Annotated in this window: 26 protein-coding genes, 1 riboswitch and 1 other annotated feature (1 of these 28 running past the window's edge); of the genes, 22 read left to right on the top strand and 4 right to left on the bottom strand. The window is 44.1% G+C overall.

Going from position 1 to position 26081, the window contains the following annotated elements; all coding sequences use genetic code 11:
- Positions 1 to 196 (bottom strand) — a binding site (T-box leader); it reaches 59 nt to the left of the window's first position.
- 30 nt (positions 197 to 226) lie between these two features.
- A complete protein-coding gene (locus JI665_RS25530) occupies positions 227 to 1411 on the bottom strand; it encodes an FtsW/RodA/SpoVE family cell cycle protein (protein ID WP_206845501.1) in 1185 nt (394 codons plus the stop codon).
- Positions 1412 to 1774: 363 nt separating this feature from the next.
- Between JI665_RS25530 and JI665_RS25525 the strand changes: the two genes are divergently transcribed.
- From JI665_RS25525 to JI665_RS25455, 15 genes are all read left to right on the top strand, one after another.
- Positions 1775 to 2551 carry a hypothetical protein gene (locus tag JI665_RS25525; RefSeq protein ID WP_206845499.1) on the top strand — a complete coding sequence of 259 codons (777 nt, stop codon included), beginning with the start codon at positions 1775 to 1777 and terminating at the stop codon, positions 2549 to 2551.
- An 80-nt stretch (positions 2552 to 2631) separates the two neighbouring features.
- Positions 2632 to 2836: riboswitch (cobalamin riboswitch) on the top strand.
- A 166-nt stretch (positions 2837 to 3002) separates the two neighbouring features.
- Positions 3003 to 3977: an ABC transporter substrate-binding protein gene (locus tag JI665_RS25520; protein ID WP_206845496.1), complete on the top strand. Its 975-nt coding sequence runs from the start codon at positions 3003 to 3005 to the stop codon at positions 3975 to 3977.
- A complete protein-coding gene (locus JI665_RS25515; RefSeq protein ID WP_206845493.1) occupies positions 3943 to 4995 on the top strand; it encodes a FecCD family ABC transporter permease in 1053 nt (350 codons plus the stop codon). Before JI665_RS25520 ends, JI665_RS25515 begins: the two co-directional genes overlap by 35 nt.
- A 127-nt stretch (positions 4996 to 5122) precedes the next feature.
- Positions 5123 to 6595 (top strand): adenosylcobinamide amidohydrolase, encoded by a 1473-nt coding sequence (locus JI665_RS25510; RefSeq protein WP_206845491.1) that lies wholly within the window; start codon positions 5123 to 5125, stop codon positions 6593 to 6595.
- On the top strand, positions 6592 to 7557 hold the full coding sequence (gene cbiB / locus JI665_RS25505) for an adenosylcobinamide-phosphate synthase CbiB (protein WP_206845488.1): 966 nt from the start codon (positions 6592 to 6594) through the stop codon (positions 7555 to 7557). Before JI665_RS25510 ends, cbiB begins: the two co-directional genes overlap by 4 nt.
- Positions 7532 to 8608: a threonine-phosphate decarboxylase CobD gene (gene cobD / locus JI665_RS25500; protein WP_206845486.1), complete on the top strand. Its 1077-nt coding sequence runs from the start codon at positions 7532 to 7534 to the stop codon at positions 8606 to 8608. Before cbiB ends, cobD begins: the two co-directional genes overlap by 26 nt.
- On the top strand, positions 8590 to 9165 hold the full coding sequence (locus tag JI665_RS25495; RefSeq protein ID WP_206845483.1) for a bifunctional adenosylcobinamide kinase/adenosylcobinamide-phosphate guanylyltransferase: 576 nt from the start codon (positions 8590 to 8592) through the stop codon (positions 9163 to 9165). The genes cobD and JI665_RS25495 overlap by 19 nt, the downstream gene beginning before the upstream one ends.
- Positions 9162 to 10685, top strand: a complete 1524-nt coding sequence (locus tag JI665_RS25490) for a cobyric acid synthase (protein WP_206845481.1) — start codon at positions 9162 to 9164, stop codon at positions 10683 to 10685. Before JI665_RS25495 ends, JI665_RS25490 begins: the two co-directional genes overlap by 4 nt.
- Positions 10672 to 11463 (top strand): adenosylcobinamide-GDP ribazoletransferase, encoded by a 792-nt coding sequence (gene cobS, locus JI665_RS25485; protein WP_206845479.1) that lies wholly within the window; start codon positions 10672 to 10674, stop codon positions 11461 to 11463. Before JI665_RS25490 ends, cobS begins: the two co-directional genes overlap by 14 nt.
- Positions 11421 to 12038 carry a histidine phosphatase family protein gene (locus JI665_RS25480; RefSeq protein ID WP_206845477.1) on the top strand — a complete coding sequence of 206 codons (618 nt, stop codon included), beginning with the start codon at positions 11421 to 11423 and terminating at the stop codon, positions 12036 to 12038. Before cobS ends, JI665_RS25480 begins: the two co-directional genes overlap by 43 nt.
- A complete protein-coding gene (locus tag JI665_RS25475) occupies positions 11990 to 12415 on the top strand; it encodes a bifunctional adenosylcobinamide kinase/adenosylcobinamide-phosphate guanylyltransferase (protein ID WP_206845473.1) in 426 nt (141 codons plus the stop codon). Before JI665_RS25480 ends, JI665_RS25475 begins: the two co-directional genes overlap by 49 nt.
- A 15-nt stretch (positions 12416 to 12430) precedes the next feature.
- The gene (locus tag JI665_RS25470) at positions 12431 to 13018 is read left to right on the top strand and encodes a cob(I)yrinic acid a,c-diamide adenosyltransferase (protein WP_206845471.1); all 588 of its coding nucleotides are present in this window, start codon (positions 12431 to 12433) and stop codon (positions 13016 to 13018) included.
- Entirely contained in the window at positions 13015 to 13509 is a 495-nt protein-coding gene (locus JI665_RS25465) for an ECF transporter S component (RefSeq protein WP_206845469.1), read from the top strand. Before JI665_RS25470 ends, JI665_RS25465 begins: the two co-directional genes overlap by 4 nt.
- Complete coding sequence (locus JI665_RS25460; protein ID WP_206845467.1) at positions 13506 to 14225, top strand: ATP-binding protein; 720 nt, start codon at positions 13506 to 13508, stop codon at positions 14223 to 14225. Before JI665_RS25465 ends, JI665_RS25460 begins: the two co-directional genes overlap by 4 nt.
- Positions 14226 to 14233: 8 nt before the next feature.
- Positions 14234 to 14842, top strand: coding sequence for a histidine phosphatase family protein (locus tag JI665_RS25455; RefSeq protein ID WP_244671323.1), 609 nt, complete (start codon positions 14234 to 14236; stop codon positions 14840 to 14842).
- Between the two features lie 25 nt (positions 14843 to 14867).
- On the opposite strand, the gene JI665_RS25450 is transcribed toward JI665_RS25455, so the two are convergent.
- The gene (locus JI665_RS25450) at positions 14868 to 15428 is read right to left on the bottom strand and encodes a GNAT family N-acetyltransferase (RefSeq protein ID WP_206845461.1); all 561 of its coding nucleotides are present in this window, start codon (positions 15426 to 15428) and stop codon (positions 14868 to 14870) included.
- 16 nt (positions 15429 to 15444) lie between these two features.
- Positions 15445 to 15933 carry an 8-oxo-dGTP diphosphatase gene (locus tag JI665_RS25445; protein ID WP_206845459.1) on the bottom strand — a complete coding sequence of 163 codons (489 nt, stop codon included), beginning with the start codon at positions 15931 to 15933 and terminating at the stop codon, positions 15445 to 15447.
- 113 nt (positions 15934 to 16046) lie between these two features.
- Here JI665_RS25445 and JI665_RS25440 point away from each other — a divergent pair, with 113 nt between their 5' ends.
- From JI665_RS25440 to JI665_RS25430, 3 genes are all read left to right on the top strand, one after another.
- Positions 16047 to 16430, top strand: a complete 384-nt coding sequence (locus tag JI665_RS25440; RefSeq protein ID WP_206845458.1) for a VOC family protein — start codon at positions 16047 to 16049, stop codon at positions 16428 to 16430.
- Positions 16431 to 16656: 226 nt separating this feature from the next.
- On the top strand, positions 16657 to 18123 hold the full coding sequence (locus JI665_RS25435) for a SulP family inorganic anion transporter (protein ID WP_206845457.1): 1467 nt from the start codon (positions 16657 to 16659) through the stop codon (positions 18121 to 18123).
- Between the two features lie 74 nt (positions 18124 to 18197).
- Positions 18198 to 18617, top strand: coding sequence for a universal stress protein (locus JI665_RS25430; protein WP_206845456.1), 420 nt, complete (start codon positions 18198 to 18200; stop codon positions 18615 to 18617).
- Positions 18618 to 18864: 247 nt separating this feature from the next.
- Here JI665_RS25430 and JI665_RS25425 read toward each other — a convergent pair whose 3' ends face one another.
- Positions 18865 to 20055: a dicarboxylate/amino acid:cation symporter gene (locus JI665_RS25425; RefSeq protein WP_206845455.1), complete on the bottom strand. Its 1191-nt coding sequence runs from the start codon at positions 20053 to 20055 to the stop codon at positions 18865 to 18867.
- 470 nt (positions 20056 to 20525) lie between these two features.
- Between JI665_RS25425 and JI665_RS25420 the strand changes: the two genes are divergently transcribed.
- From JI665_RS25420 to JI665_RS25405, 4 genes are all read left to right on the top strand, one after another.
- Positions 20526 to 21602: a D-alanine--D-alanine ligase gene (locus JI665_RS25420; RefSeq protein ID WP_206845454.1), complete on the top strand. Its 1077-nt coding sequence runs from the start codon at positions 20526 to 20528 to the stop codon at positions 21600 to 21602.
- 102 nt (positions 21603 to 21704) lie between these two features.
- Positions 21705 to 23078 carry a UDP-N-acetylmuramoyl-tripeptide--D-alanyl-D-alanine ligase gene (locus tag JI665_RS25415; protein ID WP_206845453.1) on the top strand — a complete coding sequence of 458 codons (1374 nt, stop codon included), beginning with the start codon at positions 21705 to 21707 and terminating at the stop codon, positions 23076 to 23078.
- Between the two features lie 312 nt (positions 23079 to 23390).
- Positions 23391 to 24086 (top strand): alpha/beta hydrolase, encoded by a 696-nt coding sequence (locus tag JI665_RS25410; protein ID WP_206845452.1) that lies wholly within the window; start codon positions 23391 to 23393, stop codon positions 24084 to 24086.
- A gap of 505 nt (positions 24087 to 24591) precedes the next feature.
- The gene (locus JI665_RS25405; protein ID WP_280516132.1) at positions 24592 to 26067 is read left to right on the top strand and encodes a DEAD/DEAH box helicase; all 1476 of its coding nucleotides are present in this window, start codon (positions 24592 to 24594) and stop codon (positions 26065 to 26067) included.
- Positions 26068 to 26081 lie beyond the last annotated feature (14 nt).

The raw sequence follows: 26081 nt of genomic DNA, 5'->3' as shown, positions 1-26081 counted from the left end.
AAAAGGACGTTTCCTAATATTTGAACTTCCTTATGGGGTTTGGTAACGGGACTCCTTACCCGGCATAGCCTACTTTTCTTTCAGCTATGCATCTCCGAAGTGCGCTTCGCAAAAAGGATTTTCCGACAGGCTTGCACCGTCCCTGTCTCGCTTTTAGGAAAGAGCCCTTTGCTACTCTCTTCATCATAGACACTAAATATATTAATGTTATTATACGTGGTTGGAATTATTTTGCAACATAATTTGAATCCGTTGAAAACATATAAGTCTTATGATGGTAGCGAATGCTGAAAATCAGGCCCATCGCCATCATGTTTCCCATAAGCGAGCTCCCGCCGTAGCTGATAAACGGCAGCGGAATGCCGGTGATTGGCAGTACCTGAATAGTCATACCGATATTTTGAAATACATGGAAGGTGATCATACTGATGACCCCGACACAAATATAAGTATTAAAGGGGTCGGTCGTCTCCAAGCCGGTTTTAGTTAAGTGATAGATAAGCAGAAAGAAAAGGCTGATTACTACACTGGCACCAAAGAAGCCGTACTCCTCGCCAATGACGCTAAAAATAAAATCAGTATGGGCATCAGGCACATATACCTGTCTGTCAGTAAACCCTTTTCCGGATATTAATCCTGAGCCGATTGCGAGCATGGAGTTGTACAGCTGCATTCCGGCTCCCTGCTTGTGATTAACCGGGTCAAGCCAGGAATAAATTCTGCTGAACTGATAGGGGTCTATCCCAAGGTACTTCTCCAAAATCTCTGGTGCTATGATGACCAGATAAAGCACCGTTCCCGCGAAGGCGCCAAGGATCCCATAAATCGGAACAAGGATTTTCCAGGTGATTCCGGAAACCAGGATGATTCCTGTTAATATGGCGATGATGACAAGGGCGGTACCCAGGTCTTCAATAATGATCAATCCTAATGGAGGCAATGTGGCTGCCCCTAATTTGATTAGAAGGAAAAAGTCAGTTCCTGCAGTCTTTGCCTGATATTTTAGATGGTGGTCAGCGATGATTTTGCTGAGGGCAATAATAAGGAATACCTTAACAAACTCTGAGGGCTGCACAGAACCAAGTCCAGGAATGATATACCACAATGTAGCCCCTTTGCGTTCTGGTGCAATGCTTTCCGGTGCAATGAATAACCCGACAAGCAATAGGATGCCTAAACCATACAGCAGCCAGGTAAGCCTTCTGATTTGCTCGCTGTCAAAATACATGACAATTGCCACAATGATAGCTCCAACAACATAATTTTTTATTTGTGAGACGACAAAATTCCCTTCATATTGATTGGAGGATTGTCCGCTGTAAATAGCGATGCAGCTGATGAGGAAAAATAGCAGCAGAAGAAAGCATAATGTCCAATCGAATCGGTCTGAGAATCTATTATTCTGGTTCATTTGTATACACCTGGTTTCTTTACCTTTTTACATTTTTATCCTAACAAAGAAAAATAACCCTTACAATGGAGAACAGATTACATTTTTTCTCTGCATGTAGTTAGACGAATGAATCAGCACGATGGTTTCCTGTATTTTCAAAAAAACGGGCATGCTGCAATTTAAAATTTTTTCTCATCGGCAAAGATATTTTCAGCTTTTTTTGCTACAATAAGAGAATAAAATACTGGATGTTTAACAGGCAGTTTCAAAGGAAGCTGTCTTTTTACTAATTTGTGAAGGTGCTTGTGCTATTCTTATCTGTCTAGCCCAGTGCTTTTCTTTGAAAACACCACTTTGGGTAACGGTTCGGAGGTTTCGTCATTGAAAAGAAGGAATCATGCAATTCGTGATCTCATCTACATCCATCTTAATGAACAGGATCAGTATGTGATGACTTATGGAATTGAGTTTGCAGAGTTTGCCCAAACTCTTTCAGATTCTATTAATAATCTGCTGCTGTTAAAGCATCGTTTTGAACATGGGGACTTTAATACCCATACGATGTTCGATTATGTGTCAAGGGACAAGCTGGGCAGGCTGGTTGAGGATGATGTATACGGCTATGGCGATTTTTGCTGGATCGACTTCGAGGAAGAGGAAGCGGTGAATGAGCTTCCCGGCCAGACAATTGCTGAGCTTCTTTATCTTGGTCATGTCAAGGAACATCTTAAGCCGCCTTTTTACAATTATCTGAGCAATCGCTTTGTGTACCTTGCCCATGATGATGGCTGGTTTAACCGCACATATTATCGCGATCTGAACGATTTTTACCGGATGCTTGGAGAAGTAATCCCCGGTAAAATGGGACAGATGAAAGTCGAAAAAACGCTCCTTGGCATTAAAAAGAAAAAGACGTATCCTCCAATTACCAGAGATGTCCTGCTTTCCTTAAAGCCTCTTATGAAAGAAGGAGCGGTCCTTTCCATTAAGGATATCGAACAGAATCGGGTCCGGATAGAAATTCCTATTTGGATCATTGGTGATTTTGCGAATATGGATGATATGTATGATGAGTATGAAGCCATTGTGAAAGAGCCATGTGAGGCTAAGATTGTGTTCGATAAGAAAACAAGAGAATGGAAAATATACTCGCGTTAGAATTCTGAACTTTTTTACAACATTCAGCAAATTTCTCTTACTTTTTCTGCGGGATGGTGTATAATCGGAGATAGAAAATTTTATATCCGCATAGAACAGGTGTCTTCTCAAAAGAGCTTTAAAACAGGCTCTTTTGAAGACTTAATAGGGAAGCTGGTGAAAGTCCAGCGCGGTCCCGCCACTGTAAATGGAAGCTGTCTGCAAATCCACTGTACAGGAATGTATGGGAAGGAGCAGAACGCATTGACCATGAGCCAGGAGACCTGCCTGATTCTTAGCACCCATAAACCTACGAGGATAGGGAGGTGTTTGGTCCGGCCATCCCTTTTGCACTGATTGATAAATGACCATACCAACATCTCCTTGCTGTTCGAGGGGATGTTTTTTTATTTTATAGGTGGTGACAGGCACCGCCCGAATTTTGTCGAAAGTTCTAGGAGGATTGCTGAGTATGAAAAAGTTTTATGCATTTTTATTAACGTTGCTTCTGGCTGCAGGAGTGCTTGCAGGCTGCGGCGAGAGTGCTGAACAGCCTAAAGAAGAGAACAAGGTTGAGGAAGGGCAGAATGCCGGCGGGGAAGAAGCTGCTTTTCCTGTAACAATAAAGGATGCTCTTGATAATGAAATAACCATTGAATCCAAGCCTGAAAGAATCGTGTCCATGATTCCAAGCAACACCGAAATTGCTTTTGAATTGGGGCTTGGAGAAGAAGTTGTCGGTGTCTCCGATTTTGATAATTACCCGCCCGAAGCCACAGAAAAAGAAAAGATTGGCGGCATGGAATTTAATGTCGAGAAAATTATTTCTTTAAATCCGGATCTTGTCCTTGCTCATGCTTCAAGCGCACATAATTCCGAAGCTGGTCTTCAGCAATTAAGGGATGCAGGTGTGACCGTCCTTGTTGTCAATGATGCGAAGAGCTTTGATCAGGTTTTTGAATCCATTGAAATGGTTGGAACCGCAGCGGGAGAGAAAGATAAAGCAGAGCAGCTTGTTTCAGACATGAAAAGCAAGCTCGAGGAAATCAAAACAAAAGCTCAGGGCATAAAAGAAGAAGACCGTAAATCCGTATTCGTGGAAGTTTCACCTGCTCCTGAAATCTATACAGCAGGTACAAAAACATTTATGGACGAAATGCTAAGTGCCATCAATGCAGAAAATATCATTACGGAAGAAGGATGGCCAAAAATGGATCCGGAAGCGATTATCGAACGGAATCCGGATGTAATCATCACAACTCATGGCTATTACACTGAAGATGCTGTCGGCAATGTAATGGGCAGGGATGGCTGGCAGGATATAACCGCAGTGAAAAATAAGCAGGTTGCCGATGTTGATTCCGATATGGTAACCCGCTCTGGCCCTCGTATTATTGAAGGAGTCGAGGAACTTGCAAAAGCAGTATATCCGGACGTATTTAAATAATAAATTTTTAGCTTATATAACAGCAGCGGCTTTCCTGCTTTTTGCCATGCTGTTGGGGATATCAATTGGAACAGTGTCTGTTCACCCCATGACGATTATCAGAGTAATAAGCGCTGAGCTATTTCCTTTTATTTCGTTGGAAAACACGGATGCTATGCATTCAAATATCATTATGAATATTCGCCTGCCGCGCGTATTGCTGGCTGGCCTAGTAGGGGCGTCTCTTGCAATTGCGGGAGCCGCCTTTCAAGGTTTATTAAGAAATCCGCTGGCAGATCCATATACAATTGGGGTTTCGTCCGGGGCTTCACTCGGTGCTGTTTTAACATTATTCTTAGGCTTATCCATTCCGTTTGCAGGAATGTTTACGCTGCCGTTATTCAGCATTTTGTTTTCCTTTTTAACCATTTTTGCCGTTCTGCTATTTGCCAGAAAGATTGAAAGATCCATGAAAGTGGAAACGATTATTTTAACAGGCATTATCTTCAGTTCTTTTCTTGGCGCTCTAATTTCCCTAATGATAGCCCTTACTGGAGAGGAGCTTAGACAGATTATTGGCTGGCTTCTTGGCAGTGTATCCATGAGAGGCTGGGCGTATATTAACATTATCCTTCCGTTTTTTGTAATAGGTGCCATCCTTCTGTTAGTGAACAGTAAAGAGCTGAATGCCATGAGCTTCGGAGAGGAAAAGGCCCAGCATATAGGGGTGGACGTTCAGAAGAGAAAGATGATGGTCCTGGTAGCTGGCTCCGTCTTAACGGGTGCGGCAGTAGCTGTGTCTGGAACGATAGGGTTTGTCGGGCTAGTGATCCCTCATCTGACCAGGCTGTTATGGGGACCGGATCATAGGCACCTATTGCCGCTATCGATTCTTATGGGTGCAGGTTTTCTTATTATTGCCGATCTGGTTTCACGGACGATCATTGCACCTACCGAGCTTCCAATCGGTGTGATTACAGCGATCATCGGTGCACCTGCGTTTGCCATTATTTTAATTAAAAGAAAGAATAAACTTTGAACTTCGATTACTGTCCAGTATAAGCGTCCACCCATTCAAGGGGATGGCTTCCGGGATTTTCTTCGCTGGAACAAACGTTTCTGCTTGTTCTGAAGGCATATCTTAGTTCAGAAAGAAGTGGTTAATCATGCTTAGCGTTCATCAGGTTACTGGCGGATATGCCGGTACACCGGTTGTGAAAAATATCAGCTTTGAAGTAGAAAAAGGGGAGCTTTTCGGAATATTGGGGCCGAATGGAAGCGGCAAGACCACGATTCTAAAAATGCTGAGCGGAATTCTGCCTCATAAGTCAGGAGATATACTGATCAAAGGAAAGAACCTTTCACAGTATACACCGAAAGAGCTTGCAAAAATTATTGCTGTTCTGCCGCAGCACTCCTCTCAGGCCTTTTCTTATACCGTAAAAGAAACGGTTTCTCTCGGGCGGTATGCCCATCAAAAGGGGTGGTTCCAGAGCTGGTCCGGCAAAGATGAAGAAGCGGTCAATCGGGTCATGGAGCAGACAGGCATTTCCCATTTTCGGGATTATGATATACAGCAATTATCCGGCGGCGAAAGACAAAGGGTGTTTTTAGCCCAGGCCCTTGCCCAGGAGCCGGAAATATTATTGCTGGATGAGCCGACTAACCATCTTGATTTATCCTATCAAAAAGAATTGCTTGATCTCCTTTCTGTATGGTCAAAGGACTGCGGGCTGACGGTCATTTCCATTTTTCATGATTTGAATTTGGCTGGCCTGTATTGTGACCGCCTATTGCTGCTGGAGAATGGCGAAGTCAATATTAACCACATACCCAATGAGGTTTTAAAAGAAAGCAGAATACGCGAGGTCTATAGGACGAAGATTGAGAAGCTTCCGCATCCAAGAGTCCCGGCCCCTCAGATGGTGCTGGTGCCCCAGCGCTCTCAGGCGGAAAGTCAATCAGTGAATCGAATTGATCAATCCAGTCTTGAGGTAAAGGACGACTTACTTGTCATTTGTTCCCCATTTCCGCTGAAAACCATGTCATCAGGTGTAACCGGATCTGGCACCGGCTGGAATCGCATATTTCTAAACCGGCATGTGAGCAAGAATTATGATTGCAGTGATCATCGGGCGGAGATGGCGGATTTTGTCCGGGAGATTGGCTTTGAACCCGGGGAAACCGTGGGGATGATGACCGCTGTATATGTTGAAGATCATAGCAGTAAATTTTATGAAGAGGGAACCTTTTCTGTGTATGTGGTTGTGACAGCAGGTGTCGGCAATGCTGTTGATGCCTCGAAAAGTGAAGCACATTCTTATCATCTGACTCCGGGTACAATCAATACATGGATTTTCGTTAATGGCAATCTGACAGAGGAATCCTTTATCCAATGCATTATGACTGCAACCGAGGCAAAGACAAGAGCCTTATATGATCAGAAAGTAAAGGATGCAGTCACAGGGACGATTGCGACCGGAACATCGACAGACAGTATTATGATTGCGGCCACACAGCAGGGAGAAAACCTCGAGTATGCGGGTACCATTACACCGCTAGGCAAAGTGATCGGAAAAGGTGTCTACGAATGTACTGTAGAGGCGATAAAAAAATCGCAAAGAAGGATAAAGAGATGATTTTTAATCACCTGCTTGCCCTATCCTTTGCCTGCATAATAGATAAGCTGATAGGAGACCCGCCAAACTGGCCGCATCCGGTCAGATGGATGGGTGCCCTGATACATAAACTTGAACAAGGCCTTAATAAAGGGCGCTTTAGAAAATTAAATGGGATTATCATGCTTTTTATAGTCCTGATGGCTGCAGGAGGAATAACTTTTTTAATCATCCGCCTCTTCTATGGAATTCACCCGATTGCCGGCATTCTGGCAGAGGGCATTTTTATCTTCACAGCCATTGCACAAAAGAGTTTAAAAGATGCAGCACTGGAGGTCTATGAGCCTCTGGCAGAAGGAGATATGGAAGAAGCAAGATTGAAGCTTTCATACATTGTCGGCAGGGATACAGATCGATTGGATGAGCCAGGCATTGTCAGGGCTGCCGTGGAGACAGTGGCTGAAAACACCAGTGATGGCATTACAGCTCCATTATTCTGGGCCTTGATTGGAGGTGCTCCAATGGCCCTTATCTACAGGGCCATTAATACATGCGATTCAATGGTTGGCCATAGAAATGATAGATATATGAATTTTGGATGGGCATCCGCCAAAGTGGATGATATCGCGAACTGGATCCCGAGCCGGCTGACATCGGTTTGCATCATGCTTACACAAAACCCGGAGCATTCTTCATATGGGGAAGTATGGAGAGTTCTATTAAGAGATGCACCAAAGCACCCGAGCCCAAATAGCGGCTGGGGCGAAGCAGCTGTTGCAGCCCTTCTGGGGGTTCAGCTTGGAGGAATCAATTTTTATAAGGGTGTAATCTCAAACCGTGCAACGATGGGAAAGCCGATGGTGCAGCTTGAAAAAGAACATATCATAAAAACCATTTCGATTATGAACAAGACGGTTTTCTTATTCTTGCTTTTATTATGGACAGGAGGGATGTTCCTTGATTTGGCCTTCACATGGATCTAACCCGCAATATTTATATAAAGCAATCGATAAACCAATGCCCGAGGAGCGAATTGATTTCAGTGCCAATATCAATCCCCTTGGCCCTCCCCGCGAATTAAAAGAAGGATGGGGAAACTTATTTCAATTTATTAGCGATTATCCGGATCCCCATTCTACTCTATTAAAAAGCAAAATGGCGGCTGCAGAGGGAATAAAAGAAACACAGATTTTGGTGGGAAATGGAGGCGCCGAGCTAATCACCCTGATTGGCCGGATGATAGCCGGAAAAAGGGTGCTGATTATTCAGCCGGCTTTTTCGGAATATGAAGAGGCCTGCCGCGTGAATCATTGTAAAGTCTCCTATCATCAGCTGGAGCCTGGAGCCTGGAATCTCAATATGGAAGCGCTATCTGAAAAGCTAAGAGCCGCTGATGTTGTTTTCTTCTGTAACCCGAATAATCCGACAGGTATTTTTTACCCATCTTCCATTGTGAAGGAATTGATTGAGAAGTGTCATATCCACAGCTGCCTGCTTATTATGGATGAAGCTTTTTATGACTTTGCCTGCGACTATCAATCTATTGTTCCTTTCATAGGAAAGGATTCGAATGTTGTGGTGCTGCGCTCCATGACAAAGATGTTTTCTATACCGGGCCTGCGCCTTGGATACATGATGGGAAGTGAGGGGTTAATTGAAAGAGCGAATGCTCTGAAACCGCACTGGAGCGTAAATGCTCTTGCTTTAAAAGCAGGAGAATGGTGTCTGGACAGCAAAGAGCATGTCAGGCTGACAAAGAATTTGATACGGCAGGAGAGAGAGCGGCTGGTTCAATTTTATCAGCAATTTGATTTTGAGGTTTCTCCTTCTTCAGTTAATTTCTATTTGTTAAGAGATCCGAAACTTGATATGCAGCTGCCTCTCTTTCAATTTTTGCTTGAGAAAGGAATTATCCCAAGGCACACAATGAATTTCCTTGGCCTGGAAGGAAGATGGCTGCGCTTTGCGATTAAAGGGCCGAAAGACAATGATGTGCTGATGGAGGCGATGCGGCAATGGCGGGAGGATCGCTGATTTTTATCTCCGGTGGAGTGCGGAGCGGAAAGAGCTCCTTTGCAGAGAGGACTGCTGCGGGGCTGGCAATGAAGTCGGAAGGAAAGCTTCATTATATTGCTGCAGGAAAAGCATACGATCCCGAGATGGAGGCACGGATTCAGAGGCACCAGGATGACCGCGAAAAGAGCGGTTTGAGCTGGACAACCTGGGAGAAGCCTTCCGCACTTGAAGAGATCTCGGGAAACTTTAATAATCAGGATATTGTTCTTTTCGATTGCTTGACTACTCTCTTGAATAATGAACTTTTTAGAGCGGAAGACGATTGGCGGAACAGAGAATTCCAGGAAAGTCTGTCATTTGATATTCTCAGGGCCATCACTGAAATCCGTAAAAATTGCAGGTACTTGATCGTTGTCAGCAACGAAGTCTTGAATGAGCCAATTGGCAAAAATGAACTGGTGATTACCTATTCAAAAATACTTGGGACGCTTCACAGGAATATAGTAGGTATGGCTGATGAAGCCTATCTTGTTGAAGCTGGCATCCCCATACAAATGAAAGGGGAACCGGAATGAAAGGAATAATGATTCAGGGGACTTCATCCGATGCCGGCAAAAGCCTGATTGCTACGGCTCTTTGCCGGGCCTTCTCCAATGAAGGTTTCCGCACGGCTCCTTTTAAATCCCAGAATATGTCTAATAATTCATACGTGACAAAGGATGGAAATGAAATCGGCAGGGCACAGGGCATTCAGGCTGAAGCGGCAAGAACTGAAGCTGCTGTCTGGATGAATCCCATTCTCCTTAAGCCGCAATCCGCTCAGAATGCGGAGGTCATTCTCCTTGGAAAAGCAGTCAATTCCCTATCAGGAAGAAGCTATCGGGAAACCTATTATGAAAAGGGACTGGAGACCATCAGAGAGGCACTGAGCCTGCTTGATGCTCAATACGAGCTGCTTGTGATAGAGGGTGCTGGCAGCCCTGTTGAAATTAATTTAAAAGATAAAGAGCTTGTGAATATGAAAGTCGCTGAAATGGCGGATGTGCCGGTCATCCTGGTTGCTGATATTGACAGGGGCGGTGTTTTTGCCAGCATTGTTGGAACCCTGGAGCTTTTCACCAAACAGGAAAGGCAGCGGGTTGCGGGCATTATTATTAATAAATTCCGCGGAGATATCACACTGTTTGAGGATGGCATCCGCTGGATTGAGGAAAAGACGGGCATACCTGTCCTTGGCGTTCTGCCTTACTTGGATAACCATATGATCGATGCAGAGGATTCCCTATCCATTCAGTCTGCTGCTCCAAGAGCTGGAGGAGGTATTCTGGATATTGCAGTGCTGCGGCCGCCATTTATTTCAAACTTTAGTGACATCGATCCGTTTTACTATGAAGATGACGTTAACATAAGATGGGTAAGACATCTATCAGAGGCTGGCTCGCCTGATGCGGTGATCATTCCCGGCACAAAGAGCACGATTCGCGATTTGCGCTATTTCAAGGAAAAAGGTCTGGCGGACTGGATTGTGCGCTATGCTGCCGATGGAGGTTCTATTGCCGGCATTTGCGGAGGATACCAGATGCTCGGCAGGAGATTAATCGATATGGCGGGTTCTGATACCGGTAATCCTAATGAAAAGGAAAAAGGCTTGAATTTAATACCGGCAGATACCATTTTTCATGAACGCAAGAAGACCGTGCAGGTGAAGGGCTGTCTGCATTCAAGTATGAACCTTCCCGTAAAAGAAATCTTGGATGGATATGAAATACATTTAGGTGAAACATTTCTTGAAAAAGACTTTGAAGGCAATCGCCTTCTTCTGCTTCAAAATGGCGAAGAAGATGGATTCTATGGAAATGAAGGCCGTCTGGTAGGGACGTATATGCACCACATCTTCCATAATGATGAATGGAGGGGTGCGTGGCTTAATTCCCTGAGAAAACAAAAAGGCATTCCAAGTAAGGAGCCTGTCCGAATAAAAGCCCTGAAGGATAGGAAATACAACGGACTGGCGGAAAATATGATTCAGCATCTTGATTGGGGAAAATTAAAGGAAATCGTCTTTAGCTGGAGAAAACAGAATGAAATGGCTTAAGGGATTATTGATCAACCTTCAATTTTTCACAAGCATTCCCATTCCAATTTCTCTGCCCATGGATAAGCCTCACTTGGAGAAGGCAATCAGAACCTTCCCTATAGCCGGCCTCATTCAGGGGAGCATATACGCATTTATTCTCTATGCTTTTCTGGAATGGACTCCTTTTTCAATCCTGGCTGCGGCTTTTGCCGTCTGGCTGGCCGGCATTTTGCTGACCGGCGGGATTCATCTTGATGGGTGGATGGATGCGAGCGATGCGTTCTTCTCCTATCGGGATCAGGAGAGGCGGCTGGAAATCATGAGTGATCCCCGAGTGGGGGCGTTCGGTGTGCTGTCCATCATCGTATTGCTGAGTACCCGTTTTCTATTTATCTATGAAATTGTCCTTTTATCAAATCCATATTCCTATTTTTTAATCACAGTGATTCCTTTTTTAAGCAAGATGGTAATGGGGGTATTGCTGATAAAAGTTAAGGCAGCCAAAACAGAGGGGCTGGGCTCATTATTTCAGCAGGCTGCTTCGAAAACCACCTTAACTATTTACCCTATCTTCCTTCTGGCCGCCGCGGCAGCTGCCGTGCTGGCAGGTTACCCGGCCATTGTTGGGTTTCTTATCATGGTTCTTTTTTCAATATTGTTATTCGCATTTTTATCAAGGAAAGTCATTGCCTGGTTTGGCGGAATGACAGGGGATGTACTTGGGGCCAGTGTGGAAGGGACGGAGGTGCTTTTATGGATGATACTGTGGCTGTTGCATTATTTCGTCATGGGCTGACAGAAGCCAATAAGTCCCATGCTTATCTGGGCTGGACAGATTCTCCTTTGTGTCAGGAACATAGGGAGAAGCTTGCCGCGGCGCCTCAATACTATTGCAGAATTTTCGCGAGTGATTTAGGCAGGTGCATGAAGACGGCGGCTATTCTTTTCCCGGATCATTCTATTGAATCATGTCCCGAATGGAGAGAAATGCATTTTGGCGAGTGGGAAGGCAGGACGTATCAAGAGCTGAAAGATAACCCGGCTTATCAAAAATGGCTGGAAAATCCTTTCTCAGGAGTGGTGCCCGGAGGGGAATCCTTTTCAGCATTTACAGCAAGAGTGGATAAAGGGTGGCAGAATTTAACCGATCAATTGCTTCGGAAGGATATGCGCGATGCCGCAGTTATTACACATGGCGGAGTCATAAGATACCTTCTTGGAAAGTATGCACCGGAGAAAAAAGAGTTCTGGGAATGGCAAGTTCCGTTTGGAAGAGGCTATGAGCTTAGATGGACACGGGAAGAGTTTAGGAGGGGAGAGAGATGCACTTCATTACAGGAGGCGCCTTTAACGGGAAATCCCGATGGGTGAAGGGATTTTATCAATTGGATGATACTCCTCATAAATGGATTTCAGCTTATCATGGTGAGTTGGCCGGCGATTTGGATCAAAATCTAATCGTCTATGAGGGAATCGAACTGATGATTCGGGAATGGTCACAAGCGCTGGAGTTTGAAGAGATTCGGGACAAATGGCAGGAGATGCTGGCAAAATGGCAGGAGTGGGAAAAAACAGCTGTCAATCGAAGGATCGTTTTAATCGGATCTGATATTTCTAAAGGCATTGTTCCTATGGAAGCAGCTGACCGAAAGTGGCGGGATGCGTCAGGCTGGACCTTTCAGGATGCCGCTGCTGCTGCAGACAGAGTTGATTTGATTTGGTATGGCATCAGTCAAAAAATAAAATGAAATGGGGAATTGCTGATGAAACTTTATACACGAACTGGTGATGAGGGAAAAACAAGCATTATCGGAGGCAGGGTGGAAAAGGATGATGTAAGGGTTGAAGCCTACGGAACAGTGGATGAAGTCAACTGTTTTGTCGGGCAGGCTATGACACAGCTGGATCCGTCCATTTTTCAGGATGTCCTGGAGGATCTGGAGAAGATCCAGCATGAACTTTTTGACTGTGGCGGCGACCTTGCAAATGTGTCAACAAAGCGGGAGCTGAAATTGACGAAGGAATCTGTAGACTATTTGGAGACTAAGATTGATCAATTGATTGAGGAAGCACCAAAGCTTGAAAGGTTCATTCTGCCCGGAGGAGCACCTGCATCTGCATCCATTCATATTGCCAGGACTGTAACCCGGAGAGCAGAGCGGCTCGTGGTCTCACTAAAAAAAGCGGATCCGGAAACCTCTGCAGTGGCACTGAAATTCCTGAATCGTTTATCTGACTATTTCTTTGCCCTGGCCAGAGTGGTTAATTTCCGTCTAAACCAGAAAGATGTGGAGTATGTGCGCAGTGCCAATGTATTTCGTGAAGGAAAGCGCAAGGAGGATAAAGAATGAAAAGCATGCGATTGGGCATGGCAGCCATGCTTGTTGCGTTGACAGCAATCGGTGCAGCGATTAAAGTTCCGGCCATTATCGGTAGCGTGGCACTGGATGCATTTCCTGCCTTGCTTGCAGCCGTGCTGCTTGGAGGCTATGGCGGCGCGGCCGTTGCGGCTATCGGACATCTGCTGTCGTCGTTATTGGGCGGCATGCCATTAGGGCCTCTTCATCTCCTGATTGCTGTTGAAATGGCACTGTTAGCCTTTATTTTCAGTTCATTGTATCAGAGAGGCCGGCACTGGCTGGCGGGAATTCTTTTTGTGTTGGGCAATGCCTTTGCAGCTCCGCTTCCATTTATCTTTATAATGGGCCAGGCCTTTTACCTGGCAATTGTGCCTTCTCTTTTTATAGGCTCTGTGATAAATGCTGTTATTGCTTATATAGCGATACCGAGACTTGTCAAGCTTGTGGGCCCGGCTATGACCAAAGCGGGTGCTGAGCAGTGAGGGATGTCTTAACTTTCCCTTTTAATTCTGAAGAAATGATTGTGATAGCAAGTGATAACAGCGGAGCAATCGGTGAGAAAGAACAGGACGCTGTCCAGGTTCCTTACGAGACCGTTTCGTATTATTCCTTCCGAGTCGCTGTCATGGAATGTATGTCAGCAGGTGCTCAGCCATTTGCAGCTGCCATTCAGAATTTCTGCGGAGATGATTCCTGGGACCAGCTTATACGGGGCATTAAGAAGGGGGCTGATGAATTAGGCCTTACGGAACTGCAAATCACCGGCAGTACAGAAAGCAATTTTAACCTGCTTCAATCTGCGGTAGGGTTATCTGTACTTGGCAAAAGGCAGGGAGCGCTTCCTTCTGAGAACCTAACGTATACAAATGATACAAGGATAGCGGTTATCGGTTCCCCATTGGTTGGCCAGGAGCTGATTGAAAGGGAGGCAGAGGCAGCACCCCTGAAGCTTTTTAAAATAATCAACTCCATTGAAGAAATTGAGACGCTTCCTGTAGGTTCAAAAGGCATACTGACCGAGCTGAACGGGCTGTTCTCCAATAGGAAGTTTGAGGTTAAGAATCTTGAATCAGAATTAGACCTGGAAAAATCATCAGGTCCATCGACTTGCTTTATAGCCGTTTTTTCCGAAGCGAAATCGGAAGAAATCAGGAAGCTGGCAGGAAGTTATTTTCATATACTGAAAAGAAGGGCATGAAAAAAGGGATGCTGACCTTATATATCATCCGGCACGGTGAAACGGAATGGAACAAAGAGAAAAGAATGCAGGGGCGCCTGGACTCTGATTTAACGGAGAAAGGCAGACGTGATGCGAATCTGCTGGGGGAGAGAGTAGAGGATATAGAATTTAAGCGTATAATCTCTTCACCGAGCAAACGGACTTTACATACAGCCCAGCTTGTAAGAGGAACAAGGGAGATTCCTATCGACACAGATGAAAGGCTTATGGAAATAGATCTTGGCGATTGGCAGGGAAGAGTGGAAAGTGAAATAAGGGAGCTTTATCCGGCTGCCTTCGATGCCTATTGGAACCGGCCGGAGTCCTATGAAAGTGCAGGAGGAGAAAGCTTTTACGATGTGGCAAACCGTGTTGCTTCCTTTCTGGAAGACCTGCAAAACACCTTATCAGAAGGCAGTGTGCTAATTGTTACCCATGCAGTTGCTGTCAAAGCTCTGTATATGCTTTGCCGCAATGCTGCTGTCGAACGCATTTGGGACCCGCCCTTCATTCATGGAACCAGCCTGACCATCCTGCAAGTTGATCAGGATAAAAAGGAATTCCTCTTAGAAGGATGCATGGCTCACTGCGAATAAGGCTCAGGCTCGTTAATAAACGAGCCTATTTTTTACTAATGTACTTTTCTTCCCACTCTTCCCTCAGAACGCCCATCCGGATACTGTCATAATACTTCCCATTTACAATCCGGCATTTCCGCATTCTTCCTTCAAGCTGCATGCCAATCTTATCAGCGGCTTTCATCATTCTTTTGTTGCCTGACCAGGTGGTAATGCCTACCCGGGCAAGCGGAAGAGACGAAAATAGAAAGTCCACCCAAAGAGTAAGTGCTTCCGTTCCATACCCGCCATTCCAATACTCGGGGTTGTAAATCACAATTCCTGCTTCAAGCCAATTTGAATCTCGATGCTCCCAGTAGTATCCCACAATACCGATTACCTTTTCAGACGCTTCAATTACCATGCTGAGAGGCGGATGTTCTTCTGCCTTTTGGAGAAATTCCTGTTTATACGTTTCAAAGACTTTATGCTCAAGAGGAAAATAGGGAGCATCCCATTTTTTCCACTCAGGGTTGTCTGTTCCGTAAATATAGTCCCATAATATAGTCAAATCATCTTCTTGTATGGGACGAATCTTCACCTTTAGGGCTGTATCCTTGTTCATAGAAGGTACTCCTCCATTAAATCTTAGTAAAAACCCTTGTCATGCTCGTTCCTTCTGTGTTGTGCTCTTCATCCCAAATGGAATGGATCTCAAAAGTCCCTTCTTCGAAAAAAAGCGGCAGCTTTCGCTTGAACCAATCCTGCATGGGAAGGTCCAATGCATCTTGTCTTGAAACCCATTGCAGTTCTCCTTCTGGAGGATCCGCAAGAAGGCTTCCTTCATAGGAATCTGCCAGATAGTTAAATACCATGTAGCGGACATTCGCCTGGGGATTTACGTACTCATCCCAGCCTTTAAAAATAACATTCTTGACGTGCAGCCCTGTCTCCTCAAGCACTTCGCGTTTCGCTGCGTCCGTAATGCTCTCGGGAAACTCTACTTTTCCTCCTGGTGCCAGATAGCCAGGGAAGCCTTTATGATTGGGCCGCTTTATGAGAAGGATCTGATCTCCGTCTGCAACCATGCACATCGTGTACATCTGATGTTCGATTTCTTTCCAGTTCATTGCTGCACCTCTATCATGAATATTTCCAAAGTTTATACATTCTTTTAAAAGGAGAAAATACCTCCTTTATTGAAATCATATCATGAATAGAATTATTGAAGAGGTGAACATAAGTGGAATTGAAGATGGGTTATGTCATTTTATATGCGGAAAGCCTGGAAAGAACGAAGCATTTTTATGGTGAATTGCTGGGCCTGAAGCTAAGGAATGAATTTGGAACTTATATTGAGTACGATACAGGCAGCACCATTCTTTCTTTTAATACGAGAGAAGGCGGGCGGGAAGTCACCGGGCTTCCGATACCGGATGGATTAAGAAAGGAGCAGACATTTGAGCTGGGTTTTGTTACAGAAGAGGTAGAAGCGGCTGTGGAAAAGCTGAAGGCCGCAGGAGTGCCTGTCCTGCTCGAGCCTGTTGTAAAGCCCTGGGGCCAGAAAGTGGCATATGTGCAAGACCCGGATGGGCATTATATTGAGGTTTGTTCGCCTATTGGATAATTTAATGACTCTGCTCCAGGGTCATTTTTTTTTTGGAGTTTATTCTTTATATGCATAGTAATCTGTTGATTTCAAAAGAAAAACATAGATTTTAAGTGTTTTTAGCGCTTACATAAGGGTTTGTAAATATAAGTAAATGTGTTATGATTCTATATGTTTTTGTCGGCCCGACTTTGATGAGAGTTCAAAGTCATTACTATAAATCTATTAATAAAGAGGTGTTTATTTGAAAGTTTTATCAAAAAAAGAACAATGGTTTGGCAATGTTAAGGGAGACATTCTTGCTGGAATCGTAGTGGCATTGGCGCTGATTCCTGAGGCGATTGCATTCTCGATTATTGCTGGTGTCGATCCAATGGTTGGATTGTATGCTTCTTTCTGTATTGCTGTAACCATTTCAATAGTTGGCGGAAGGCCTGGGATGATTTCTGCTGCAACTGGTGCGATGGCGTTATTAATGGTTACATTAGTAGCTGATCACGGACTGCAGTATTTATTTGCTGCGACCATTTTGACGGGAGTTCTGCAGATCTTATTTGGTGTGCTGAAGCTGGCCCGCTTTATGAAATTCATTCCGCGTGCAGTTATGATTGGGTTTGTTAATGCACTGGCTATATTGATTTTTATGGCGCAGCTTGAACAGTTTGTAGATGCTACATGGGTAATGTATGCAATGGTTGCGGGTGCATTGGCGATTATTTATATTTTCCCGAGATTCACTAAAGCAGTGCCATCTCCTCTGGTGGCTATTATTGTTATTACGATCATTGCCATCATGACAAAGAGTGATGTGCGCACTGTTGGCGACATGGGGGCTATAACATCAGCTCTTCCGGCATTCTTTATACCGGATGTTCCATTTAACCTTGAGACTCTGAAGATTATTTTCCCGTACTCTATTGCCCTTGCGATCGTGGGCTTGCTTGAATCTTTGCTGACTGCATCCATTGTTGATGACATGACCGATACTGCCAGTGATAAGAATATGGAAAGCCGCGGACAGGGGATTGCGAATATCGTGGCAGGTCTATTCGGCGGAATGGCAGGCTGTGCCATGATTGGACAGTCCGTCATAAATGTGAAGTCTGGCGGAAGAGGAAGACTGTCTGCTTTGGTAGCCGGGACATTCCTTATGTTTCTGATTTTAGTATTAGGAAATATTGTCGTTCAAATACCGATGGCTGCATTAGTCGGAGTTATGATCATGGTTTCGATCGGCACTTTTGACTGGTCTTCCATTAAAGGACTTGCTAAGACGCCTGTCACTGATTCGATTGTTATGTTGACAACGACTGTTACAACTGTTTTCACTCATGACTTATCAAAAGGAGTTTTCGCGGGGATTATCCTAAGTGCGATCTTCTTTGTCGCTAAAATTTCGAAAGTGCATGTTGCTTCACGAATTGAAAAAGATAAGAAAATATACGCTGTAACAGGCCAGGTTTTCTTTGCTTCTGTAGATGAACTTGTAGATGCATTCGACTTTAACGAAGAATTAAAAGAAGTTGAAATTGATTTTACACAGGCGCATGTCTGGGATGACTCAGGTGTCGCTGCTATCGATAAGATTGTATTAAAGCTTCGTGACAACGGTGTGCTGGTCCGCCTATCAGGATTAAACGCGCCAAGCTCGAACTTGATTGAGCGTTTGGCCGTTCACCGAAAACCTGGTGCGAAATTATCCGGCCATTAAAAACTGGAATTAATACCACAGTCAGCTTTGACTGTGGTATTTTTTTTATAAGAATATGTTAGGGGTGAGGCTCTGTGTTTAAAAAAATACTGATTGCTGCAGATGGATCCGATCATTCCATTCGTGCAGCCGCTAAAGCCATTCAACTGGCTGAACAGAATCCTGATTCTGAAATTACCGTGGTGTATGCTGTTGATGGCCAGACCTCAAAAGAAGATATCCTTCATCATTTTGATAAAAGTATAGTGGACCAGGTGAGGAAAAAGCGTTTAGAGCCAATAGAAAATTTATTAAAAGAAAAGGGCATTTCATATGAAATAAAGATCCTGCAGGGAGAGCCTGGACCAGCCATTGTGGAATTTGCCAACAAAATGGATTTTGATGTTGCTGTAGTGGGCAGCCGGGGTCTGAATACGCTCCAGGAAATGGTGCTCGGAAGTGTCAGTCACAAAATAGCCAAACGTGTGAAGGCTCCTGTTTTGATTGTTAAGTAGAGTTCAACTGTGCACTTTTCACTATCAGTACCGTGTAAAGCTGATGCTGCGCCAGGTGACCGATAAATAAAAAAAGTGACCGATATCGAATCCTTTCGGACCGATATATTTACAAAGTGACCGATAAAATTTAAAACTGACCGATAAACTAAGGTAAGTGACCGATATGCCGTCTTAGTACCGCAAAATTCATAAATACAGCACTTAAACCAAAAAAAGATGCCCCAGCAGGGTCATCTTTTTTCAATTAGCCGGCTTTCACTGCAGATTGATGCTGAAGCTTCTTATCTTTGCCGCTTGCCTTATCAGAAAGCAACGTCAGAGCACCGTCACCTGTTACATTACACGCAGTTCCAAAGCTGTCCTGGGCAAGGTATAGGGCAATCATAAGCGCAAGCATAGTTTCGTTGAATCCGAGCATGCTTTCAAGCAGACCCAATGCGGCCATGACAGCTCCTCCAGGGACACCTGGAGCTGCAATCATTGTGATGCCAAGCATTAAAATGAAAGGCAGGATTTCTGCAAATGATGCCGTTTGACCCTGCAGCATCATCACGGCGATCGCACAGCTCACAATGGTGATCGTGCTTCCGGAGAGATGAATCGTTGCCAGTAATGGAACAGAGAAATCCGCGACTTTTTCACGTGCACCAAGCTTTTTAACCTGCTTAAGCGTAACAGGAATGGTGGATGCAGAGGATTGGGTTCCAAGTGCCGTAAAGTAGGCAGGCATCATATTTTTCATGAGCCTAAGCGGGTTGGCTTTCATAAGGCTGCCAGCCGCTGAATATTGAAGCAGTAAAAATAAAAGATGAAGAGCAATAATCATGACAAATACTTTGGCAAATACAGAAATAATGGCGCCAACCTGTCCGCCTTGCGTCATATTGGCGAAAATCCCAAAGATATGGACAGGAAGCAATGGAATGATGACCTTTTCAATCAGTTTTTCAATAATATCACGGAAATCATTCATAGCATTTTGCAGAGTGTTTCCTTTAATCGCAGCCAATCCAAGGCCTAGAGTGAATGAAATCAGCAGTGCCGTCATAACCCCCATTACAGGAGGCATGTCCACCTGGAAAAAGGGTGAAAGCAAAGCATCCTCAGGATTCTCAAACTCTTTGAAGCTTTGGTTTTTTAAAAGAACAGGATATAACACCGTCGCAGAAAAATAGGCGACTAAACCAGCAGTGATCGTAGAAGCATAGGCAAAACCAGTTGTAATCCCCAGCAGTTTCCCTGCGCCTTTTCCCATGCTCCCGATACCTGGCGCGATAAATCCGATAATAATTAATGGAATCGCAAAACCAAGAAAGTTTCCGAACAATCCATTAAAAGTAGCAAATAGCTGAATAAGCCATTCAGGAGAAAAAGAACCTAATAAAATACCCAGTGCAATGGCTGCAATTATTCTGGGAAGCAAACCGAACTTCATTTTTATGTCCTCCTAAAAAATACAGTTGTTTTTGTTAGGAGGATTATATCCTGTTTTACGTTAAAAGTTAATAGCTAAAGCTTTTGTTTTAATAATAAAATAAGTCTGATTATTTATTAGGGATTATGGGTTTTTCTCGTTAATCGTTCTATCGTAGGGGGTTAAACGTTTTCTTAAGATAATAATAGAAGAAAGCGAGTTTAAATTAATGCCAGAAAAGGAAATTATTTTACTGGTTTAGATAAGAAAAGTTTCCTTTTTCAGTGCCCTTTCATACATATAGGAATATGGGCGTATGCGGAGAAAAAAATTCCTGTGGAATTGAACATGTAATCACTCCCTTTCTTAAATATGAAAGTGTTACAATAAAGAGTAGCTTGAAAGAGCATAAAAAGCAGTTAAGGTAAAATAACGGAATAAAGCGGCATGAGAAGCCGGTTAGTCCATGATTGAATATTGGAGGTTCTTTTATGAAAACAAAGGTTGGCCTTTTGTACGGCGGAAAATCTGCAGAGCATAAAGTATCCATGCAGACTGCAATGGCTGTGATTAAAGCATTGGATTTAGAGAAATTTGAAATCCATCCTATTTATATATCTGAAGAAGGGCAATGGGTAAAGGGCCCTCAATTGCATGGTCCTGTTTCCAGTGTAAAGGAGCTGGAATTTTCCCAGGGGGAGGCACTTCCTCCAACGGCTTTGGCACCGACTCTTTTCCAGGGTGCCCAGGATAAAGGTCCATTTGATGTAATCTTCCCGCTGCTTCATGGTCCAAACGGGGAAGACGGTACGGTTCAAGGTTTGCTTGAGCTGCTTAACCTGCCATATGTGGGGAATGGAGTATTGGCTTCATCTGCAGGAATGGATAAGGTCATCATGAAGAATATCTTTGCGCAGGCAGGCCTGCCGCAGGTAAAGTATGTCTGGTTTATCCGCAGCGAGTGGGAAAATGAGACGGAGGCAGCCTATGATCAAGTGGAACAGGAACTCGGATACCCGTGTTTTGTAAAACCGGCCAACCTGGGTTCAAGTGTAGGAATCAGCAAGTGCATGAACCGGTCAGAGCTTGAGGGAGCATTCAAAGAAGCTTTCCAATTTGACCGTAAAATTATCATTGAAGAAGGCGTTACAGCCAGAGAGATTGAAGCTGGCGTATTGGGCAATGATTATCCGGAATGTTCTGTTGCCGGTGAGATTGTCCCGAAAGTTGAATTCTATGACTATAAAGCCAAATATGAAGATGGGGACACAGCGTTAATCATTCCTGCTGAAATCTCAGAAGTTGAGTACAGTGAACTGAGGGACATGGCCATTAAAGCATTTAAAGCGCTTGACTGCTCAGGTCTGGTCAGAGCTGATTTCTTTTTAACAAGAGAGGGGAAACTATACATTAATGAGGTTAATACAATGCCAGGCTTTACACCTTTCAGCATGTTCCCGCTTCTATGGAAGCATACGGGAGTAGATTATCCTCAGTTGATCGAAAAGCTTGTCAACCTGGCCATCGAGCGCCATGCTGAGAAACAAAGCATCAAACACACAATGTAATAAGACATAATTGTTGAAGGAAACACGGCATCTTTGTCGTGTTCCTTTTGTTCATACATAACTGGCATTATGAGCTCATAATGCCGAAATAGGAGGCGCCATATGATAAAGAAAACACTTCAGGAAATTGAACAAATGATAAAGATTGAGAATGATGGTTCATCTTTTCACAATACATCCATACAGGGCGTCAGCATTGACTCCAGAAAAATCAATCCTGGCAATTTGTTCGTTCCATTCAAAGGTGAAAATTCGGACGGCCATCGATTTGTAGAAGATGCCATCGAAAAAGGGGCAGCTGCGGCTTTTTGGCAAAAGGATGTTCCCAATCCCCCGCTTCATCTTCCAATCCTGATCGTTGAAGATACACTAACGGCTCTTCAGGAATTGGCGAGAAGCTATCGTGATGAATTAAAGATAAAAGTCGCAGGCATTACAGGAAGCAACGGCAAAACAACAACCAAGGATATAACCGCAAACCTTCTTTCCCTGCAATATAAAGTTCAAAAAACGGAAGGTAACTATAACAACCATATCGGTTTGCCCTTAACCATTCTGGCTCTTGAGGAAGATACGGAAATCGCGGTGCTGGAAATGGGGATGAGCGGCAGGGGAGAAATCGATTTCCTTACGAAGCTTGCACGCCCTGACGCAGTGATTATTACGAATATAGGGGAATCCCACCTGCAGGATTTAGGTTCCAGAGAAGGGATTGCAGAAGCTAAGCTTGAGATCGTAAATGGGCTTCAGGAAAATGGCCTGGTTATTTATTACGGCGACGAGCCACTCCTGGATGAAAAGCTGAAATCCTACATTGGTTCGGCAGCTTTAAGAACCTTTGGAAGAACCGGGGAAAATGATGTGTATCCGATGGATATCAAGCAGAATGACAGCGGCAGCACGTTTGGAATCAATGTGTCCAGCGAGAAGTTTTATTTGCCTGTTTTAGGCACCCATAATGTTCTCAATGCCCTGGCAGCCATGATTGCAGCATCCCATTTCGGTGTTCCGTACGAAAAGATGAACGCAGGCTTCGCGAGCCTAAAACTGACGAACATGAGGATGGAACTTCTCGAGGGTCAAAGTGGAGAAAAAATCATCAATGATGCTTATAATGCGAGTCCAACATCTATGAATGCAGCGATTGAACTGATCGCCAACCTGCCAGGATATAAAAAGAAAATTCTTGTTCTGGGCGATATGCTGGAGCTTGGTCCGCAAGAGGAAGATTTCCATTACTCCATAGGAAAATCTGTGGATCCTGAAAAGGTTGATTATGTATTTACATTCGGCAAGCTTGGCGAATTTATCGCCAAGGGAGCGAAGGAGGTCCTGCCTGATGAACAGGTAGCCGCCTTTATTGACAAACAGCCGCTGATCGAAGAGCTGAAGAAACATGTGGATCAGGAAACGATTGTACTGGTTAAGGCATCCAGGGGAATGAAGCTGGAAGAAGTCGTCTCAGCCCTTCAATAATTGCTAAGAAAAGAATAACAATATGTCTTTAACAGAATACTATTGCAGCTGAAACAGCATGAAGACACCCTGTGCTCTTCAGCACTCATTAACTTATTTAGTCAGAGAATGAATTTTACCAAGGATAAAATTCATATATCTGTTATTATAGGAAAAAAACCCCTGTTCCACGTGGAACAGGGGTTTAAATTATTTTTATATAGTTCCTTCGTTATAATTTTTTATCTTCTAACAGGTTTGATTAGTATGGCAAAAAGGAAAAAGTGTAAAATAGAATTGAATTAAATTATCAAAAATGGCGGTGACTCGAGGATGATTGGCTGCATGTGCATACATGGTTTTACAGGAGCTCCATTTGAAGTAGAACCTTTGGCAGAGTATTTGAAAAAACATACAGACTGGGAGATTTCCGTGCCGACATTGCCGGGTCATGGCGATGAACTGAAGCTGAAAGGGATTGCCTATAACAAATGGATTGAGCATGCAGAGGAAGAGCTGAAAAGACTGATAAGCCGCTGTGAGAAGGTGTATGTAGTCGGCTTTTCGATGGGCGGCCTGATCGCCAGCTACTTAACAGTACATTATCCTGTAGAAAAGCTGGTTCTGCTTAGTGCTGCTGCTTATTACGTAAATCCAAAACAGCTTTTCTTCGATATTAAAGAGATGGCAAGGGATGCCTTCAAGGGAAACCTGGCCGACAATGAGATGTTCGTCAGGTATAAGCGGAAAATAAGTGCGACACCGATTACGGCAACTCTTCAATTCCGCAGGCTTGTGGCCTCTATCAAACCTATCTTAAACCAGATCACTGTTCCGACATTGATTGCGCAAGGGGAAAGTGATGGAGTTGTGCCTCCGCGAAGTGCCAGATATTTATACAATAATATAAGTTCATCTGCCAAAAAATTAATTTTTATAAAGGACTCGAAACATCTTATCTGCCATTGCGGGGAAGGGGAACGCCTCTTTCGGGAGATCCTTGGTTTTCTTCAAAAAAAGCCGGAATGATAAGGTTTTCAGCCAGCCTTCAAGTTTGCAATGCTTACTTGAAAATGGTAATATAAACACCAAAGTGCCAACAGGAACTTCTTTTGAGAACCCGGACATGCTCCAGCAGGAGAATGTCTTTTTTCATTAAATACAGAGGTATTGCTGAGAATGTCATACTTCAGTATGGCCAAAATAGATGAGTGCTTTCTCGATGTTAGAACTCATCTTTAGAGACCTGATTGTCCGTGAACAATTTGGATAGAATTTACCCTCATCCTTTCCTCAAGCGGGTTTCATAGTGAGTGGGACTCTTCTTAACGAAACATAACCGCACTTTTTATAAAAATAAGAAGTTACAGCATCTAGAGACCGGGTACTGCCGGTTAAAAGGCTCCTTACGGGGTGCCCTAACTTTTCTTATAATCGTCCGGAAGAGTGACTCATAGGCCAATTTTCAGGAGAATTCCTGCCTGCAGGTTTGCAGGGACAAAATTTTTCTATGATTAGAAGGAGAATGAATACATTGACAAAGTTTCAAGACTTGGGCATCAGCCCGGAAACAATGAAATCACTGAAGCGAATGGGATTTGAAGAAGCGACTCCTATTCAGACCCAGACCATTCCGTTGAGTTTAGAGAATAAAGACCTGATCGGGCAGGCGCAGACAGGAACAGGAAAAACTGCTGCATTCGGAATCCCGATGATTGATAAAATCGATAACACAAAGGATTTCATTCAGGGAATTGTGATTGCTCCAACTCGTGAGCTGGCAATTCAAGTATCGGAAGAATTGTATAAAATCGGCTACGGCAAAAGAACGAAAGTCCTATCTATTTATGGCGGCCAGGATATTAATCGCCAAATCCGCGCTTTGAAGAACAAGCCTCATATCATCGTTGGAACGCCAGGACGTATTTTGGACCACATAAACCGCAAAACATTGCGTCTTGACCATGTCCATACTGCTATTCTTGACGAAGCGGATGAAATGCTTAACATGGGATTCATTGACGATATTGAAGCGATCCTTGCACAAATTCCTGAAGAACGCCAGACGCTGCTTTTCTCTGCTACAATGCCTGCTCCAATCCGCAGAATGGCAGAACGCTTCATGAAAGACCCTCAAATTGTCCGTGTAAAAGCAAAGGAAATGACTGTGTCATCGATTGAACAATACTATATTGAAGTGCATGAAAAGAATAAATTTGATGTGCTGACAAGACTTCTCGATATACAATCACCTGAATTGGCAATTGTGTTCGGACGTACAAAGCGCCGTGTCGATGAACTGGCTGAAGCCTTGAACCTTCGCGGATACATGGCTGAAGGAATCCACGGTGACTTAAGCCAGGCTAAGAGGATTTCTGTTCTTCGCAAGTTCAAAGAGGGAAGCATTGACGTCCTAGTTGCAACAGATGTTGCTGCGCGCGGATTGGATATTTCCGGCGTCACACATGTGTACAATTTCGATATTCCGCAGGATCCTGAAAGCTATGTTCACCGCATCGGCCGTACAGGACGTGCTGGAAAAACGGGCGTTGCGATGACATTCATCAATCCGCGCGAAAAATCGTATCTGCATGTCGTAGAACGTACAACCAAGAGAAAAATGGAACGCATGGATGCTCCAACACTGGATGAGGCGCTTGAAGGCCAGCAAAAAGCAGTCATGGAAAAAATCATGCAAACCATTGAGGAAAACAATCTTGACAGCTATAAAGAAGCAGCAGATGAGCTTCTGGCACAAAAGGACGCTTCAACAGTGGTCCAGGCAGTGCTGAAAATGCTGACAAAAGAACCGGATACAACTCCGGTTAAATTAACAGAGGAAAAGCCGCTTCCATCTAAGCGTGACAGAAAGCCGAATGACCGCAGCCGTGGAGGCTATAACGGAAAAGGTAGACAAGGAGGCCAGAAGGGAGCATACAAATCCCGTCAAGGCCACACTGGAAAACGTCAAAGCCACAATAATCGTTCGAATAGCAGCAGCTATCGTTAATAAATTTGGAGAGC

Origin of the sequence: Bacillus sp. NTK034, assembly GCF_017303275.1 — a bacterium.
GTDB lineage: Bacteria > Bacillota > Bacilli > Bacillales > Cytobacillaceae > Cytobacillus.
The sequence above is the reverse complement of the archived record's forward strand: the minus strand, read 5'-3'. Positions and strand labels throughout refer to the sequence as shown.